This window comes from Acinetobacter sp. LMB-5 (genome assembly GCF_001541635.1).
GTDB classification, from domain to species: Bacteria; Pseudomonadota; Gammaproteobacteria; order Pseudomonadales; family Moraxellaceae; genus Acinetobacter; species Acinetobacter pittii.
Window position 1 is genome coordinate 134,707 of the sequence record NZ_LRDR01000005.1, and the last position, 16,375, is coordinate 151,081.

Sequence of the window (16,375 nt, forward strand, 5' to 3'; positions counted from 1 at the left end):
TCTGAATTATTAAAAGAATTGGCATGAGTTTAATCAGATGGTTTTTGCAAACAAAACAACGAATTGATCAAAGAAAATCAGAAAAAAGACTGAGAATTTATGTAGATAAATAAATCAGAAAAAAAGAAAAGCCCATAACGGGCTTTTCTTTGATTTATATCGTTTAGAAAGGAAGACGGGTAAGCTGGTCTAAGAAATGTGGAATAACTTTAGGTTCAAGTAAAATGGTTACGATGATTCCGTAAGCTGCACCCCATAAATGAGCACTATGGTTAATATGACTATTACCACGTTTACCAGCCCAAATACTGTACGCCACATATAAAATAGCAAAAATAATAGCGGGTACAGGAATGAAGAATACAAAAATCAGCTTCCATGGCTGAAACAGAATATAAGCAAATAAAACCGCTGAAACAGCACCTGAAGCACCTAGGCTGGCCCAGTTCGCATCATTTTTATGTTGTAAATAGCTTGGCAAAATTGCAAAGATTAAGCCACCTAAATAGAACAACACAAAACCCATGTCATAGAAATATTGGCGGTAAAAACTTTCAATGATACTGCCAAAGAAAAACAGGGTAATCATGTTGAACAGTAAATGTGTTCCGTCGGCATGGATAAAGCCATGAGTAATGAATCGATCAATTTGTCCACGTTGCATTGCAGGCGGCCAAAAAATCAATCGGTTCATTACATTTTGATTGCTAAAAGCAAGTAAAGAGATAATGACCGTAATAATAATAAGAGTAACTGTATGGTTAAACGGCAAATGCAACATAAGAAATATTTAAAAAATGATCAATACTGAGTTCAATAATGCCATTAAAAACTTAACTTGAAACCCTGTTGTGTATAAATCCGACAAATTTAGTTGATTTTTTTTAAATCCACCTCATCTTCGGTTAATATAAAGGCATCAGCTTGAGGAATATTGTTATGTCGACTGAGAACACCAACACTGCTGTTGCAGAAGAAATTCCAAACCTTTTGATTACACCATCTGCACAAGAGTATTTGCACGATTTATTAACGAAGCAAAATACTCCGGGAATTGGCGTTCGAATTTTTGTTGAGCATCCGGGTACGCCACGTGCGGAATGCTGTATGGCATATAGTGCGCCAGAAGAAGTGATCCCAACGGATTATAAGCAGGACTATCCTGATTTTCCTGCGTATATTGATGCGCCATCTATTCCTTATCTTTTAGATGCCGTAATTGATTACAACAAAGACCGTTTTGGTGGTCAGCTCACTTTCCGTGCTCCAAATTCTAAAGTTCCACGTGTTGGTCCAGATGCTTCGATTGAAGAACGTATTACTTACATTCTTCAGGCAGAAATTAACCCAGGTCTTGCAGGGCATGGCGGAAATTGTAGCTTGGTAGAAGTACAAGATGATCCAGAACACGGTTTAACTGCTGTATTGAAATTTGGTGGTGGTTGCCAAGGTTGTTCTGCAATTGATGTTACCTTGAAACAAGGTGTAGAAACTACTTTAAGAGAGAACATTCCTGAGCTTCAACGTGTGGTTGACCAAACAGACCATACGCAAGCTGAAGGTGCTTATTTCAAATAATCAAATTATTTGAAAAGTGAAATAAAAAAGCCTCGCAATGAGGTTTTTTTATTATTCAATATAAATAATGATAATTATTATCAATATCATTTGTAATTTTATTTATCTTTGTTACAATGCGGAACTGAAAATGAGAGATGTTTAATAAATCAATATATTGGGAATACTTATGTCGAAGCGTATTATCCAGTCAGTGCTTTCTGCTTCAGTACTGGCAAGTATGATGTCTATGGCTTATGCTGCACAAAATGAGCAAGAACAAGCTGAAAAAGCATTAGAAAAGCCTGCTGAACCTGTGAAATTGGAAACAATTTTTGTAACAGCTGAAGAGCAGGTGAAGCAGTCGCTCGGCGTATCAGTAATCACCCAAGAAGATTTAGAAAAACTACCAGTTCGTAATGATATTTCTGATTATGTGCGCCGTATGCCTGGTGTCAATTTAACAGGTAACAGCGCAACAGGGCAGCGTGGCAATAATAGACAAATTGATATCCGTGGAATGGGGCCTGAAAACACGCTTATTTTAGTGGATGGGAAACCAATTAACTCTCGTAATTCAGTCCGTTATGGCTGGAAAGGAGAGCGTGATACACGAGGTGACTCAAACTGGGTGCCAGCAGAAGCAATCGAATCGATTGAGGTTTTACGTGGTCCAGCAGCAGCTCGTTATGGCTCCGGTGCGGCAGGTGGTGTGGTTAACATCATTACTAAAAAAGTGACTAATGAAACCCATGGCTCAGTAGAGTTTTATACGTCACAGCCTGAAGACTCTAAAGAAGGTGCATCAAATCGTGTTGGTTTTAACGTAAGTGGGCCACTGATCAAAGACGTTTTGTCTTATCGTTTATATGGTAATTACAATAAAACAGAAGCTGACGATGTTGATATTAATAAATCAATTGGTAGTACCGCAGCTGGGCGTGAAGGCGTTAAAAATAAAGATATTTCAGGTCGTTTAGCTTGGCAGGCAACAGATCAGCAAACTGTTTTGCTTGATGTCTCTTCTAGCAAACAAGGTAATATTTATTCTGGTGACTCTCAGTTAAATGCAAATGCGGAAGCTGATGCGATTCTTTCGGAACTTATTGGTAAAGAAACCAATACTATGTACCGTGATAGCTACGCATTAACCCATGAGGGTGATTGGTCTTGGGGTAAGAGTAAACTCGTTGCTCAATATGACAAAACGCATAATAAACGCCTTCCAGAAGGCTTGGGCGGTAGCACAGAAGGAAAAATTAATAACCTTGATGATAAAGCCACTTCACGTTTAGAAACTCTTCGATTTAATGGTGAAGCCAATATTCCTTTTGAATATTATGTACCGCATGTATTAACACTTGGTACTGAATGGGTTGAAGACAGGTTTAAAGATAATGTGTCGACAAATCAAGGGAAAGACAGTAGTGGTTCAGGTTATGGCGATCAATTGGCTAAAGGCGATCGTAGTAAAATGGAATCGCGTATTGCTTCTGCATATATTGAAGATAACTTGAAACTCACAGAGAGCACAGATGTCGTGTTAGGTCTGCGTTTTGATGACCATAGTAAATCTGGTTCTAACTGGGGTCCAAGCTTAAATATTACCCAAAGACTTAACGATTATTTCACTTTAAAAGGTGGGGTAGCAAAAGCTTATAAAGCACCGAATATGTATCAAAATGCCGAAGGGTATTTATTAAGTACAAATGGGAATGGTTGTCCGGCCAATATTGAGTCACGTTGCTTGTTACAAGGTAATGGTGATTTAAAACCAGAAACTTCGGTTAACAAAGAGCTCGGTATCCAGTTCCAAAAAGACATCGTGAATGCGAGCTTAACTTGGTTCCGCAATGACTATAAAGATAAAATTGTGGCTGGTACAAACGTTGTTGGAACAGTTGATGGTTCAAGCACGAATGCAAATACAGGAGCTGTGACCAATACTAAGTGGAATATCTTACGTTGGGAAAATACGCCTAAAGCATTAATTCAAGGTTTTGAAGGAAGCTTAGGATTAGATTTCGGTGATATCCGCTGGACTAACAACTTTACGTATATGATGGATTCAAAAGATAAACAAACAGGTAATCCATTATCTTTAGTTCCAATCTATACAATTAACTCAATTTTTGATTATGACATCACAGATCAGTTAGATGTGAATTTTGTATTTACTCAATATGGTCGTCAAAAATCACGTCAGTTTGCAGAAAGTAGAATCGAATCTGGTATTGGATCAGGTGGAGTAAATTCTGCGCTTAAGCCAAGTACTGTAAAAAGCTATAGTACCGCTGGAATAAATGTCGGTTATAAATTCTCAGACAATATAAGTACGCGTGTTGGTGTAAGCAACTTGTTTGATAAACAAATTTTACGAGACAGTAATTCGATCAGCCAAACTTATAATGAACCAGGTCGAGCTTATTATGCTTCTTTAAAATATTCTTTCTAATCAACACAAATAACAAAGGCGCTCTAAGCGCCTTTGTTATTTAAAATATCTAATGCTTTTTCAGAATAATAAAAACTTTCTAAGTAAACACGCGCACGGCGTCTTAAATGTCCTGTTGTAATTAACTGCTGTAATACAGGCACAAGTAACGTGGTCAGCTCATGTTGCACTAAGCTTTCATCGATATTGAGGTCACGAAGCAATAAATCAAAACTACGCTCCTGATTACGTACATACCAAGTATAGATACCATCATGTACTTGCTGTTTTAGATAATCAGTTTGGCGAATGTGGTCCCAGATTTCATGTCCTAGGCCAACCGTTTTTGATAAGTCTTGAGTTTCTACATAATTTTTTAAAACAGAAAGTGGCATAGTTTTAACTTTATGCCAAACATTTGCCTGAAAATGGTAGAGCTTATCATTGTCAAAATGTTGGTTTAAAACACGCTCACTCATTTGGCTGAGTTTTAAAATATTCTTTTGCAAATAATGATTAATCGTATCGTCCAGATTTGAATCGGTTACTGTTTCTAAAACAGATTTCCCCATTTTCATAAAACGACCTACACCTGGTACACGCTTTGACATTGATTCATCTAAATAATCATGCATTGTTTGCTGAATCAGTTGCGTGAGCAGGGCCGAAAAAGCAGGATTATTCACAATCGTTTTAATCAGTTTTTTACGGTGCTCTTCTTTACTTGCAACGTATTGTGCAATTCGGTCAATCGTTAAAACAGGAATAACATCTTCAACAGTTGCGGTTTCATTTGCAGGATGAATCAATACAAACCGAATATGCTCAGCAATTTGTTCAATCAGGAAATCAGAAGCAGGCGTATCTAAAATCTGCTTTTGAATGAGCTGTTGAATTTGTTCAAAAGTCCACAGATGTTGTAATTGCCGACTCCCCAACCAATGATAAAATTGCTCAAACTCTTGCTGGATCACCTGAGTCTGAGCAAATTGCTCATCTAAAAAATCAAGATGAGCTTCAATAAGTTTTTCAATAAGTGGTTGGGTAGACATAAGGTCTCACAAGTCCGAAGTTTTATTAAGGTGTGGTCGTTTTTGACGACTGATTTGTTTCTACTTTAAGTAAAAACGGTAGATATTGTTGCATAACCAACTGTTCAGCTTCCAAAATCGGCATATGGCCTACATTTTCTAAAATAACTGGAGGCTGAGCATTCTTTAAAAGTCGTTTTAGTTCACTTGCTACTTCGACATTAATAATCTTATCTTGTTTGCCCCATAGAATGAGCGTCGGTGCATCGATCGTTTTGGTAAGTACCGCAAATGAGTCTGGTGTATAGACTTTATTAAGTGCAATCAATTGATCAACCAGTTTTTGTGTTTGAGGTGCTTGATCAATCATCAACTTTTCTTGAGCTTGAAGAAATTCTTTAGGAATAAACGGAGGATTAAACATGGTTTGTTTTAATAAATAATTAAAGTCACCTTTTTTAGATACTAAAAGCTGTTTTAGGTAAGCAGGATCTTTTAAATAAATTGTGTTGGCTGAGCGAAAAATACCGCCGCTATCCACCAAGAATAGACTTTTGGTTTCAAATGGATATTGTCCAGCATAGAGTAGGGCAATAGATCCGCCGAGTGAGTGCCCAGCAATATGAATTGGACCTTTTAAATTTGCTGCCTCAACAAAGCGACGTAATTTTTCAGCAAGATTTGGTACCGAATAATCGAAGTCTTGGGAAACGATAGTTTCACCACTACCCGGCAAATCAGGAATAATGACATGATAATTTGTGGTGAGATAACGAGCCACTCGGTTCCAGTTATCACGGCTACCCGCTAAACCATGAATAAGGAGTAAAGTCGGTTTTGTTGTAGAGCCGCCTTCGCTATATGACCAAGTCACATCACCGACTTTTAAGCTTTTGCTTTGTAGGCCTGCCCAGCTACGTTCTTGCTGTAATACATTCTGGAATGTCACATCAATATTATCGGCTGCCTGTGTTTGAGAAATACTCATCACTGACAATACGCTACAAGCCAAAGTCAGTGCGGTAGCAGTTTTTTTCATAGAGGCCATAATTGATGTGGACAGCCTTGTCATAGATTTCATCCTTGAAGCTTAAGCGAGTTTGAAAAATTATTGAAAAACTTTGCCAATGAGTCATTTGCCAAATGTTTGGAATGAAGAAAATTATAGTCAATCCGAGAACCAAAGTATGTCTATTTTTTCACTAAACAGTAGCGAATATGCAGTGAGCTCTACATTAAAACAGGTTAAGTATTTTTAAATTTTTTCATAGAAAAGGATTTATTTTTTGTCAGTGACATTCAAATTTTGACACATTAAAATGATTTCCAACCTTGAAAAAACAATGGAAATATAAAATGCCTACTGCGCAAGAAGTTTTAGATCGTCTGAAAGCCGGTAATCAACGATTTGTAAATGGAAATACTTCCCTTGCAAAAACCTTATCTCATCAAGAACGCGCTGAAATGGCAAAGGATCAAAATCCGTTTGCAATTGTACTTGGCTGCTCAGATTCTCGTGTTCCAGCAGAGATGGTATTTGACCAAGGTCTTGGTGACTTATTCGTAATCCGTGTAGCTGGTAATGTGGTTGCACCTTCACAAGTCGGTAGTGTTGAGTTCGCAGCAGAGCGTTATGACTGCCCAGTTGTAGTCGTATTAGGACACAGCCATTGTGGTGCGATTCAAGCAACAATTGATACGTTAATGAATCCTGATCACCCGCCATCATCTAACCTAATGTCGATTGTGAACCGCGTTCGTCCATCAGTTGAAATTTTAATGCAGACTGACTTAAAAAATGATTTGAAAAAATTATCATGTCATGCGGTGCGTTCAAACGTTTTTGCTTCTGTAAATCAATTACGCCATGGTTCAGCGGTGTTAGAGAGCCTGATTGCAAAAGGTGAGTTGATTGTTGTCGGTGCAGAATATTCACTCGAAACTGGTGAAGTTACTTTTTTTGATTTCTGATCATATTAAAAAGAATACTTAAAGATAAAAGGTGCCTATAGGGCACCTTTTATATATGGGTAAGCTAAATTAAGTAGTTTTGACTGCGCTTGAGCATTGGGATGAATTAAATCATTTTGCATAAGCTGTTTTTGACCAGCAACACCATCTAGAAAAAACGGTAGTAGTTTCACCTGATATTTTTGGCTTACAACTTTATAATTATTTTCAAAAGCTTTGCTATACGCAGCCCCATAATTTGGCGGAATCTTCATGCCAAAAAGAATAACTTTGGCTTTTTGTTTTTGGCTTAATTGAATGAGCTGATCCAGATTTTTTTGAATCATTTGAGGTGGTTGACCACGCAAGCCATCATTCCCGCCTAATTCAATCACGACCACATTGGGCTTATAAGTCTGTAATAACTTAGGTAATTGAGCTAAAGCACCGCTAGTCGTTTCTCCACTAACACTTGCATTGACCACTTTGTGTTGTTTGGGATACTGTTGGTCTAAACGTTTTTGCAGTAATTGTACCCAACCTTGTTTGGGATCAATTCCGTAACCGGCACTAATACTATCTCCTAAAATTAAAATAGTTTTCGCCGATACAAACATAGGCAGCATACTTAATGAGATGAGCATGATGCTTTTAGAACCAATCAAAAAAGATTTAGACATTTGTACTTCGACCCTGATTCTGAATACATAGGACTTTTCACATCATGCCACAACCCATCATTGCTGCCCATCAAGTTACACAAACTATTCAGATTAACCAAAATCAGTTTACGATTTTAAAAGATATTGATTTAGAGATTTTTGAAGGGGAACAGGTAGCAATTACGGGACGTTCTGGCTCAGGTAAATCAACCTTACTGGGAATTTTGGCGACTTTAGATCAACCGTCTGAAGGAGAAGTCTGGTTGTGTGGTCAAGCTGTACATCAGTTAACAGAGGAACAACGTGCCCAAATCAGAATGCAGCATATTGGTTTTGTATTTCAGTCTTTTCAATTGCTGCCTCAGTTGAGTGCGCTTGAAAATGTGATGTTACCTTTACGATTACGTAAAGACTTTGATTATAAAACAGCGGAGAAAAAAGCTTTAGATTGGTTGCATCGAGTAGGGCTCAGTCGTCAAGTTGAACAAACGCCTAAAGTCTTATCTGGTGGCGAGCAGCAGCGTGTAGCCATTGCACGCGCTCTTATTGCAGAACCACAAATTATTTTTGCGGATGAACCGACTGGAAACCTAGATGGTCAGACAGCACAAGAAATTGAAAGCTTGCTCTTTGATTTAAACCGAGAGTTAGGTACGACTCTGATTTTAGTCACCCATGATCGTAATTTAGCATCCCTTTGTCAGCGTCATGTTGAGTTAGATGATGGCCGACTAAAGACAGTACAGGGTGGTTAAACTATGCGTAATCTTCTCAAACCACTTTTGCTACAAAGTTTTCGTACGGGTGGATTATATCTACTCATTATTGCTCTATCGCTTGCGATCAGTGCAACAACTGCCCTGAAATTTAGTAACGACCAAGTTAAAAATGCAGTCAGTCTGCAAGCTTCACAAATGCTGGGTGCGGATTTGGTTCTGTCGAATAACGAGCCTATCGAACAGCAGTGGAAAAAGAAAGCTGAGCAGCTTAGTTTAAAGCAAACTAATGTCACTATATTTAGCTCGATGGCTCATACCCAAGATCAGTTTGTCATGGTTAATGTAAAAGCGATAGAACCTGTGTTTCCACTCAGAGGACAGCTTGAAATTTCGCCAAAAACTCAAGCAATTCAATCTGGTGAAGTTTGGCTAAGTCAAAGAGCAGCCGATTTACTTAAAGTAAAGCTAGGAGATACTGTTTCTATTGCTGATGGTACCTTCCGTTTTAGTGGAGTGATTGTGCGTGATTCAAATCAGGAGCTCGGTTTTTCGGGCTTTTCGCCAACCATTATTATTCATCAAGCCGATATTGCTAAGACTCATGCGATTCAGACAGGGAGCAGAATTGACTATCGTTTATTAATGGCAGGTAGCCCTGAACAGGTTCAGTCATTTTCAAAGCAATTTAAGCAACAGCATCAACCTTCTAAAGATGTAGATGAAGCGGCTGGCTTGCGTTTACGTGATGCAAGTGAATCGAACAGTAGGTTATTACGTCCGCTTGAAAATTTAGATACCTTTTTGCAATTGGCCAATATTTTAACGATTTTATTGTGTGGTATTGCCATCGCTTTAACGAGTCAAAGATATGTTCAACAAAACCAAGATCACATTGCACTTATTAGATGCTTAGGCGCCAGTAAGTTCGAAATCTTATGGGCATATATTGGATTGCTTTGTATTGTCAGTGCGATTTCAATTGTGCTAGGAAGCCTATTAGGTTTAATCATGGGGTTTGGTCTGCTGCAACTTATGCTGCAATTGATCCCTCAATTAGAGTTAAGTTTTTCGGTTGTACCTCTTTTAATCGGGCCTTTACCAATTGCGATTTTTACCAGCGTGATTGTGCTGCTTGGTTTTATTTTGCCAAGCATCTGGGAGCTTTTAAATACGCCTCCAATTCGAGTTATTCGCGAGCAAGCCAAATCTCGCAAATCTTTATTTTTTATGTTTTTTGCAGGAATCACTAGCCTAGTTGTTTTTAGTTTGGTGTTGAGTGAAAACTTAATGCTCAGCATTCTGGTTTTAGCGGCAATTATTGTTCTTTGTATTTTGCTTTACACCGTTGTTTGGCTATTGCTTCGTAGCTTAAAAAAGCTGAAAAATCGATTGTCTTTTTATATTCGTTCGCCATCACAAAGCGCCTTACAAATTACCGCATTGGCCTTAGGCTTAAGCCTCATTACGGTACTCAGTGTATTAAGAACAGATTTATTAGAGCGTTGGCAGCAACAACTTCCAGAAGGGACACCGAATCAATTTGTTTATGGATTACCTCCATTTGATTTAAAAGCATTTGAGCAACAATTAAAGCAGAATGGCTGGCAAAGCACGCCGTTATATCCAAATATTCGTGGCCGATTGTTAGCTAAGAATGATGTGCCTTTTTCAGAAGAGGCTATAAAGCAAAACAATTCTTTACGCCGTGAACTGAATTTGACTCAATCAAATCTACTACCAAATGACAATGTCATTACAAGTGGTCAAGCCCAGTTTGATGGTGTGGGACAAGTTTCAGTCGAAAGTAAAACTGCCGAAAGTTTAGGAATTCAAATTGGAGATAAGCTTACTTTTAGTTTGCCCGAAGGCAACTTACAGGCCAAAGTTGTGAATTTTCGGAGTGTCGAGTGGGAAAGCTTTAGCCCTAACTTTTTCTTTATTTTTTCACCTAAAACCTTAGACGAAAATGCTGGAAGTTATTTAGGTAGTTTCTATGTGCCTAAGCAAGATCAACCAAAAATGATCAATATTATTCAGCAGTTCTCAAATACAGTATTTATTGATGTTGATCGAATATTAGATGAAGTAAAGCGCTTAATGAATGTTTTGGTCAAAATAGTAACTGTTCTAGCGGCATTAGTTGGTTTTTCTGGAATACTTGTTTTAATTGCTTGTCTAAATTTATTAATGGATGAGCGACGCCGTGAAGTTGCTTTGTTACGTTCATTTGGTTTATCTAAAAATAAAATGAAGCAAATGCTCAGTTTTGAGATTGGGTTTTTAGGTCTGTTAGCAGGCATAGTTGCCTGCTGTTTTGCAGAAGTGATTAGTGCGATCGCAAGTTATAAAATGAATATGGCAATACAATGGCATATTGAAATCTGGCTGATTTTACCTTTTGGCATGATGCTGGTTTGTGCTTTGATTGGTCGTTATCGACTAGGCTATCTCTGTAATTTACCACCTTTACAAAGTTTAAGAGAATTAAACCAATTGTAGTTTAAGGAATAATGTCAGGGTTCTGGATGATGATTTCATGCCATAGCGGAAGTAACGGTGAGTTGATTTGTACACAGTACATATAAAAACCACCAGTAATGATTACTGCGCCTAATAAGCCTAAAATTTTAAGTATAGTTTTTAACTTGCTGACATAGCTTAAGTACCACATCAGTGCAAGGAATGCTCCAATAATCATGCCGCCAATATGCGCGGCATTATTAATACCCGTTGCGACAAAGCCAAAAACAAGGTTGATGGCCATAATCATTAATAATGCTTTTTTATCGAGTATGTAGGCTTGGTGTGGAAGCGGGGGAAATAGAGAAAGTACTGTTAACGCAGCACCTAATCCCATCACGGCACCCGAAGCACCTGCACTGACATGAGGAAGTAAGCTTTGATCGAAATGTTGCAGTAATTCATGCCCATTTTGAATAGTCATATAGCTACTGAGAAGGCTACCAAATAAGCCAGCAAGTAAATACAGGCTTATAAAATAGAAGCGACCAAATAGTGACTCAGCAACATTACCGAAAATATAGAGGGCCCACATGTTAAGCATGAGGTGAACAAGACCAAAATGAAAAAACATGCTGGTAAATAAGCGTTCGGGCTGCCCAGAAAAAGTAAGTGGTGTAAAATCTGCACCCCAATGAATAGCATCTTTCATGGCTGGGTCGCTAATATCGACACCAGTCGCAATTTGCCAGACAAACAAACCTACATTAATCAAGATCAATAAGGCGGTCAGCCACCAAGTTTGTACATTGAGTTTACGATTAATGTGCGGAGGCTGATATTGAGTCATGCTATGCTTTTGTTATATATGAACATGCTTAACAGCTTAACATGAAAAAAGTTGAATACAGGAGATCAGGACGAACATGAAAGCTTTTATTGTTCGCGTGTTGTTAATTTTTATTGGGGCAATTCTCCTTATTCAACTTTGGATTTTCTCAAGTTTGGTTTGGTGGCGTACACATGAAGTTGATACCACCATGTTTATGCGAATTGATTATTGGTCAGATACCTCAGAGCCGATCATTCATGAATGGCTTGACTATGATGATATTAGCGACAATTTCAAACATGCGATTTTAGCTGGGGAAGATGCAAAATTTATTCATCACCATGGTTTTGACTGGGATGGCATTCGTTTTGCACTAGAGCGGAATAATGAAGAAGGCGAAGTAGTTGCTGGTGGTTCTACGGTGTCTCAACAATTGGCAAAGAACTTGTTTTTATACAATAAGCGTTCGTTTATTCGTAAAGGCCAAGAAACTATCGCAACTTGGATGATGGAGCGGATGTGGTCAAAACGCCGAATTCTTGAGGTATATATGAACTCTGTTGAATTTGGCAAAAATCGATATGGTGTAGAAGCAGCCGCGCAATATTATTATGGTAAAAGTGCGAGAAGCTTAACGCGCGAACAAGCTGCTTTTTTAGCCGCATTATTGCCTGATCCGAAATATTATCAAGATCACCGCAACGATCGTAAACTACAATATAGAAAACGCGTTATCCTACGTTATATGAATAGTACCCAGATTCCTGAATAATGATGTTTTAAAGATGTGTAAATTTTTTAGTTTTTACCAAATTGTCATATTTTTGCAGCATACTGTTTTATAGAGATTTTGGCTGGATAGAGAATTGAGTTAGACATGAATACAGCGATTACACCAACGACCCCGACAGAATATAGTTATAATGACCGTTATATAAATCGTGAATTGTCTATTCTTGACTTCCATTTGCGTGTATTGGAGCAAGCGGTAGACCCTTTACATCCATTACTTGAGCGAATGAATTTCTTACTCATTTTTTCACGTAATCTAGACGAGTTTTTCGAAATTCGTGTTGCAGGGGTGATGGAGCAATTTTCTCTGGGCAATGAGAGTCGTAGCCCTGATGGTTTGACGCCAAGACAAGTCTTACAAAAAATCTCTGAAACTGCTCACGCTGCGATTGAACGTCAATATCGTATTTTAAATGAAGAAATCTTACCTAAATTACGTGAAGAAGATATTTGCTTCCTCCGTCGTGGTGAACTAACGCCAGCACAGTCAGCTTGGATTAAGAAGTATTTTCAAGAACAAGTTGCACCTGTATTAACCCCAATTAGCTTAGATCCAGCGCATCCGTTCCCACGTCTCGTAAACAAGAGCTTAAACTTTATTATTACCTTAGAAGGTAAAGATGCTTTTGGCCGTCAAATTGATTTAGCCGTGGTTCCAGCCCCACGTTCATTACCTCGCGTTGTACGACTGCCAGATGAGTTAACAGGTGGTAAAGAACATCACGTCATGCTATCTGCAATTATTCATGAACATGTGTCCGATTTGTTCCCTGGCATGACAGCAACAGGATGCTATCAATTCCGTGTTACACGTAATGCTGACTTGGCATTAAATGAAGATGTTGAAGATTTAGCAAAAGCTTTAAAAGGTGAATTAAGTTCTCGACGTTTTGGTCGTGCTGTTCGCTTAGAAGTAACTCATAACTGTCCGCAGCATATTTACGAGTACTTATTAGAAGAATTTGATTTAACTGATGAGCAATTATATAAAGTTGATGGTCCTGTAAACTTGGCTCGTCTGGTTTCAAATTTTAAACGCCCTCATTTGCGTTATGACTCACATACGCCGGTTGTGCCTAAAGTGTTTAAAAAGACCGAGAGCATTTTCTCTGCAATGCAGAAGCAAGATATTTTGCTTCATCATCCGTTTGAATCTTTCGCTCCCGTGATTCAGCTACTTCGTGAAGCTGCTCGCGATCCACAAGTATTGGCAATCAAGCAGACACTTTACCGTAGTGGTGCTGACTCTGAAATTGTACAGATTTTGGCGGAAGCTGCGCGTAATGGAAAAGAAGTGACCGCGGTTATTGAATTACGTGCCCGCTTTGATGAAGAATCAAATATTGAAGTGGCTAACGTTTTACAAGAAGCAGGGGCTGTGGTTGTTTACGGTATTGTTGGTTATAAAACTCACGCCAAAATGATTATGGTGGTACGCCGTGAAAATAACAAACTTGTGCGTTACGTTCATTTAGGCACTGGTAACTACCATGCAATGAATGCTCGAATTTATACCGATTATGGTCTCATGACGACTGATAAAGATCTGTGTGAAGATGTGCACCGTATCTTCCAAGAGTTGACTGGTATGGGCAAAATGGCGAAATTGAAAAAGCTATTACATGCACCATTTACCTTACATGCTCAGCTCATCAACTTTATTGATGAAGAAATTGCCAATGCTAAGGCGGGGCGTAAAGCTCAAATTATTGTGAAAGTAAATGCCTTAACGGAAGTTCAATTAATCAATAAATTATATGAAGCATCTCAAGCGGGTGTTCAGATTGATCTGATTATTCGTTCTATTTGCTGTTTACGTCCAGGTTTGCCTAACTTATCAGAAAATATTCGTGTACGTTCAATTGTAGGACGTTTCCTTGAACATACTCGCGTTTATTACTTTAGCAATAATGGTGATGCACGTATTTACTGCTCAAGCGCAGACTGGATGGATCGTAATTTATTTAACCGTGTTGAAGCATGTTTTCCTGTGGAAGATCCTGCATTGAAAAAGCGTATTTATCAACAAGGCCTAGTGAACTATTTGCAAGATAACCAGCAAGCTTGGTTGTTACAGTCAGATGGTACTTGGGTGCGTGCTGAGCCAGCAGAGGGTGAAAAATTGCATAATGCTCAACGGGCACTATTAGAAATGATTAAATAATAAGTTTTAAATTTAATTAAAAAAGCCGACAAAATGTCGGCTTTTTTAATTCACTGAAATTCAAAATAATTTAATTAGTTTTTCTAAATGGTTGTTGGGTAAACGATAATAATTTGAAGCACAGCAAGATGTTTTTAAAATATGTGATTTTCCCCATAAAACATTGAATTTTAAAAATATACAAATCATGTGAAATCTACTTTAATACGCCACATTAAATATACTTAACTTCGGTAAATGAATAAGATGCAATGCTTTATTAGAAATTTACTTATTAGAATACTTTTGGGGATAATGCCAGTGGCGGCCTACGCAGATCAGAAGTGTTATGGGGATATCATCGTATTTCAAAGGTTTGATGATCAAGCGATATATCCTTATTTTGCGCCCGTTTCCAATGATAAAACTAAAAAGAGTGAGGTAAGGAATAAAACAATAATCATCCAAAAAAGAAAACAAAAGCAGGAGGAATTTTTAGCGCAAAAGAAAAATGAGGAAGTTCACACAAAAGAAGAAAAGAAAAATTCTGATAATAAAAAACAACTTGATGCTGCGATCGCTAAAGAAATTTTAGAAAATGGTGAAAAAAAATGGATGGTACAAGTTGCGCTAGCTTCTAATCAAAATAAAGCAAATAGGATTCAGTCACAGCTTGAAGCAAAGGGCTATAAGGTTGTAACCAGCTCAACGACTAAAGGAATACGAGTCATGATAGATCCAGCCAACGACTATGCTATAGCACAGATTATTAGAGAAAAAATTATTTCTGATAATAGTTTGAATATGCAATCTGCTTGGGTGTTTAAGTGGGCATCCCTTACACCTCAATAAAATAAAAAGGAGTCCGAAGACTCCTTTTTTTATTCATGTAGGTTTGTCGTGATTTTCTGCATAATTTGCAGTAATACGTCAAATTCACTTTGTAGCGGCGTACTTTTACGAGTGACTAATGCTAAAGTGCGGCTTGGGGCATCTTCAATTGGTTTTGCAGTAATTTGATCATTAAACTTGATCATACTATTTTCAATTGCAATTTCTGGTAAAAGGGTAAAGCCTAAATCAGAAGAAACCATTTCAACTAAAGTTGGTAAAGAGCTTGCTTTTAAACGGTTATCGTTTTTACGTTCACCGATAGGGCAGGCACTTAAAACGTGGTCACGTAAACAGTGACCTTCTTCAAGCAAAATTAATCTTGATAAATCAAGATCATCTAGAGAGTTCGCTTGAAGAGCATTTGTATCTTGCTTACTACATACAAGGTACAAATTTTCTTTCGAAATTTCAGCGACTTTTAGGCCTCTAGTATCAAACGGTAGAGCAAGAACAATCATGTCTAGATTACCGTGTTCTAGACGCTCTACAATTTTTTCACTTTGAGCTTCATGCAGATGCAACTGAATTTTAGGTAACTGCTGATGCACTTCATCAAGTAACCGTGTCAGGATAAAAGGTGCAATGGTTGGGATAACTCCCAAATGCAAATCGCCTGTTAACGGTTCACTCATTTCACGGCTCAAACGCATTAAATCTTGAGCATCTGCTAGTAGTACACGGGCACGAGCAACAACTTGTTCACCCAATGGTGTTAAACGCACATTCTGACGGTCACGCTCTACCAGAACGCCACCTAACAATCGTTCAAGCTCCATGATGCCGCCTGATAACGTCGATTGCGTGACAAAAGAGCGGCGTGCTGCTTCAGTAAAATGCAAAGTTTCCGACAACGTAACTAAATATGATAGCTGTCTTAGTGAGGGTAATGCAGCCATAGTGT

General features: G+C 38.2%; 15 protein-coding genes. 8 read left to right on the forward strand and 7 right to left on the reverse strand.

Translation table 11 applies throughout. The features are described from left to right. Positions 1 to 163 precede the first annotated feature (163 nt). The gene (locus tag AW165_RS07700; protein ID WP_002117778.1) at positions 164 to 781 is read right to left on the reverse strand and encodes a rhomboid family intramembrane serine protease; all 618 of its coding nucleotides are present in this window, start codon (positions 779 to 781) and stop codon (positions 164 to 166) included. A gap of 158 nt (positions 782 to 939) precedes the next feature. Here AW165_RS07700 and nfuA point away from each other — a divergent pair, with 158 nt between their 5' ends. Beyond that, positions 940 to 1,578 carry a Fe-S biogenesis protein NfuA gene (gene nfuA, locus AW165_RS07705; RefSeq protein ID WP_002117617.1) on the forward strand — a complete coding sequence of 213 codons (639 nt, stop codon included), beginning with the start codon at positions 940 to 942 and terminating at the stop codon, positions 1,576 to 1,578. Between the two features lie 169 nt (positions 1,579 to 1,747). Next, the gene (locus AW165_RS07710; protein ID WP_060465416.1) at positions 1,748 to 4,012 is read left to right on the forward strand and encodes a TonB-dependent siderophore receptor; all 2,265 of its coding nucleotides are present in this window, start codon (positions 1,748 to 1,750) and stop codon (positions 4,010 to 4,012) included. A gap of 23 nt (positions 4,013 to 4,035) precedes the next feature. Here the strand turns inward: AW165_RS07710 and AW165_RS07715 are convergent, their stop codons facing one another. Both AW165_RS07715 and AW165_RS07720 read right to left on the reverse strand, forming a co-directional pair. After that, positions 4,036 to 5,043: a hypothetical protein gene (locus AW165_RS07715; protein WP_039757120.1), complete on the reverse strand. Its 1,008-nt coding sequence runs from the start codon at positions 5,041 to 5,043 to the stop codon at positions 4,036 to 4,038. Positions 5,044 to 5,068: 25 nt separating this feature from the next. Then, positions 5,069 to 6,094 (reverse strand): alpha/beta fold hydrolase, encoded by a 1,026-nt coding sequence (locus tag AW165_RS07720; RefSeq protein ID WP_017398678.1) that lies wholly within the window; start codon positions 6,092 to 6,094, stop codon positions 5,069 to 5,071. A gap of 284 nt (positions 6,095 to 6,378) precedes the next feature. Between AW165_RS07720 and AW165_RS07725 the strand changes: the two genes are divergently transcribed. After that, positions 6,379 to 6,993, forward strand: coding sequence for a carbonic anhydrase (locus AW165_RS07725; RefSeq protein ID WP_002117769.1), 615 nt, complete (start codon positions 6,379 to 6,381; stop codon positions 6,991 to 6,993). 35 nt (positions 6,994 to 7,028) lie between these two features. Here AW165_RS07725 and AW165_RS07730 read toward each other — a convergent pair whose 3' ends face one another. After that, complete coding sequence (locus AW165_RS07730) at positions 7,029 to 7,652, reverse strand: arylesterase (protein WP_060465417.1); 624 nt, start codon at positions 7,650 to 7,652, stop codon at positions 7,029 to 7,031. Positions 7,653 to 7,696: 44 nt separating this feature from the next. Between AW165_RS07730 and AW165_RS07735 the strand changes: the two genes are divergently transcribed. Continuing rightward, on the forward strand, positions 7,697 to 8,389 hold the full coding sequence (locus tag AW165_RS07735) for an ABC transporter ATP-binding protein (protein WP_005070633.1): 693 nt from the start codon (positions 7,697 to 7,699) through the stop codon (positions 8,387 to 8,389). Between the two features lie 3 nt (positions 8,390 to 8,392). Continuing rightward, positions 8,393 to 10,852 carry an ABC transporter permease gene (locus AW165_RS07740; RefSeq protein ID WP_060465418.1) on the forward strand — a complete coding sequence of 820 codons (2,460 nt, stop codon included), beginning with the start codon at positions 8,393 to 8,395 and terminating at the stop codon, positions 10,850 to 10,852. Position 10,853: 1 nt separating this feature from the next. Here AW165_RS07740 and AW165_RS07745 read toward each other — a convergent pair whose 3' ends face one another. Beyond that, positions 10,854 to 11,663, reverse strand: coding sequence for a rhomboid family intramembrane serine protease (locus AW165_RS07745; RefSeq protein WP_060465419.1), 810 nt, complete (start codon positions 11,661 to 11,663; stop codon positions 10,854 to 10,856). A 76-nt stretch (positions 11,664 to 11,739) separates the two neighbouring features. On the opposite strand from AW165_RS07745, the gene mtgA reads away from it, so the two are divergent. Together mtgA and ppk1 are read left to right on the forward strand one after the other, a co-directional pair. Beyond that, entirely contained in the window at positions 11,740 to 12,417 is a 678-nt protein-coding gene (gene mtgA / locus AW165_RS07750) for a monofunctional biosynthetic peptidoglycan transglycosylase (protein ID WP_002117784.1), read from the forward strand. Positions 12,418 to 12,522: 105 nt separating this feature from the next. After that, complete coding sequence (ppk1, locus tag AW165_RS07755; protein ID WP_002117516.1) at positions 12,523 to 14,601, forward strand: polyphosphate kinase 1; 2,079 nt, start codon at positions 12,523 to 12,525, stop codon at positions 14,599 to 14,601. A gap of 60 nt (positions 14,602 to 14,661) precedes the next feature. Here ppk1 and AW165_RS19130 read toward each other — a convergent pair whose 3' ends face one another. After that, positions 14,662 to 14,790 (reverse strand): hypothetical protein, encoded by a 129-nt coding sequence (locus AW165_RS19130; RefSeq protein WP_081037648.1) that lies wholly within the window; start codon positions 14,788 to 14,790, stop codon positions 14,662 to 14,664. A gap of 57 nt (positions 14,791 to 14,847) precedes the next feature. On the opposite strand from AW165_RS19130, the gene AW165_RS07760 reads away from it, so the two are divergent. Further along, positions 14,848 to 15,432 carry an SPOR domain-containing protein gene (locus tag AW165_RS07760; protein WP_212823839.1) on the forward strand — a complete coding sequence of 195 codons (585 nt, stop codon included), beginning with the start codon at positions 14,848 to 14,850 and terminating at the stop codon, positions 15,430 to 15,432. Between the two features lie 29 nt (positions 15,433 to 15,461). Here the strand turns inward: AW165_RS07760 and oxyR are convergent, their stop codons facing one another. After that, entirely contained in the window at positions 15,462 to 16,370 is a 909-nt protein-coding gene (oxyR, locus tag AW165_RS07765) for a LysR family transcriptional regulator OxyR (protein WP_002117503.1), read from the reverse strand. Positions 16,371 to 16,375 lie beyond the last annotated feature (5 nt).

What these genes read in the sequence shown, in the direction of transcription:
- AW165_RS07735 (WP_005070633.1), top strand. Translation starts at nt 7,697, where the DNA reads ATGCCACAACCCATCATTGCTGCCCATCAAGTTACACAAACTATTCAG.
- nfuA (WP_002117617.1), top strand. Translation starts at nt 940, where the DNA reads ATGTCGACTGAGAACACCAACACTGCTGTTGCAGAAGAAATTCCAAAC.
- mtgA (WP_002117784.1), top strand. Translation starts at nt 11,740, where the DNA reads ATGAAAGCTTTTATTGTTCGCGTGTTGTTAATTTTTATTGGGGCAATT.
- AW165_RS07720 (WP_017398678.1), bottom strand. Translation starts at nt 6,094, where the DNA reads ATGACAAGGCTGTCCACATCAATTATGGCCTCTATGAAAAAAACTGCT.
- AW165_RS07715 (WP_039757120.1), bottom strand. Translation starts at nt 5,043, where the DNA reads ATGTCTACCCAACCACTTATTGAAAAACTTATTGAAGCTCATCTTGAT.
- oxyR (WP_002117503.1), bottom strand. Translation starts at nt 16,370, where the DNA reads ATGGCTGCATTACCCTCACTAAGACAGCTATCATATTTAGTTACGTTG.
- AW165_RS07730 (WP_060465417.1), bottom strand. Translation starts at nt 7,652, where the DNA reads ATGTCTAAATCTTTTTTGATTGGTTCTAAAAGCATCATGCTCATCTCA.
- AW165_RS07760 (WP_212823839.1), top strand. Translation starts at nt 14,848, where the DNA reads ATGCAATGCTTTATTAGAAATTTACTTATTAGAATACTTTTGGGGATA.
- AW165_RS07725 (WP_002117769.1), top strand. Translation starts at nt 6,379, where the DNA reads ATGCCTACTGCGCAAGAAGTTTTAGATCGTCTGAAAGCCGGTAATCAA.
- ppk1 (WP_002117516.1), top strand. Translation starts at nt 12,523, where the DNA reads ATGAATACAGCGATTACACCAACGACCCCGACAGAATATAGTTATAAT.
- AW165_RS07740 (WP_060465418.1), top strand. Translation starts at nt 8,393, where the DNA reads ATGCGTAATCTTCTCAAACCACTTTTGCTACAAAGTTTTCGTACGGGT.
- AW165_RS07710 (WP_060465416.1), top strand. Translation starts at nt 1,748, where the DNA reads ATGTCGAAGCGTATTATCCAGTCAGTGCTTTCTGCTTCAGTACTGGCA.
- AW165_RS07745 (WP_060465419.1), bottom strand. Translation starts at nt 11,663, where the DNA reads ATGACTCAATATCAGCCTCCGCACATTAATCGTAAACTCAATGTACAA.
- AW165_RS19130 (WP_081037648.1), bottom strand. Translation starts at nt 14,790, where the DNA reads ATGATTTGTATATTTTTAAAATTCAATGTTTTATGGGGAAAATCACAT.
- AW165_RS07700 (WP_002117778.1), bottom strand. Translation starts at nt 781, where the DNA reads ATGTTGCATTTGCCGTTTAACCATACAGTTACTCTTATTATTATTACG.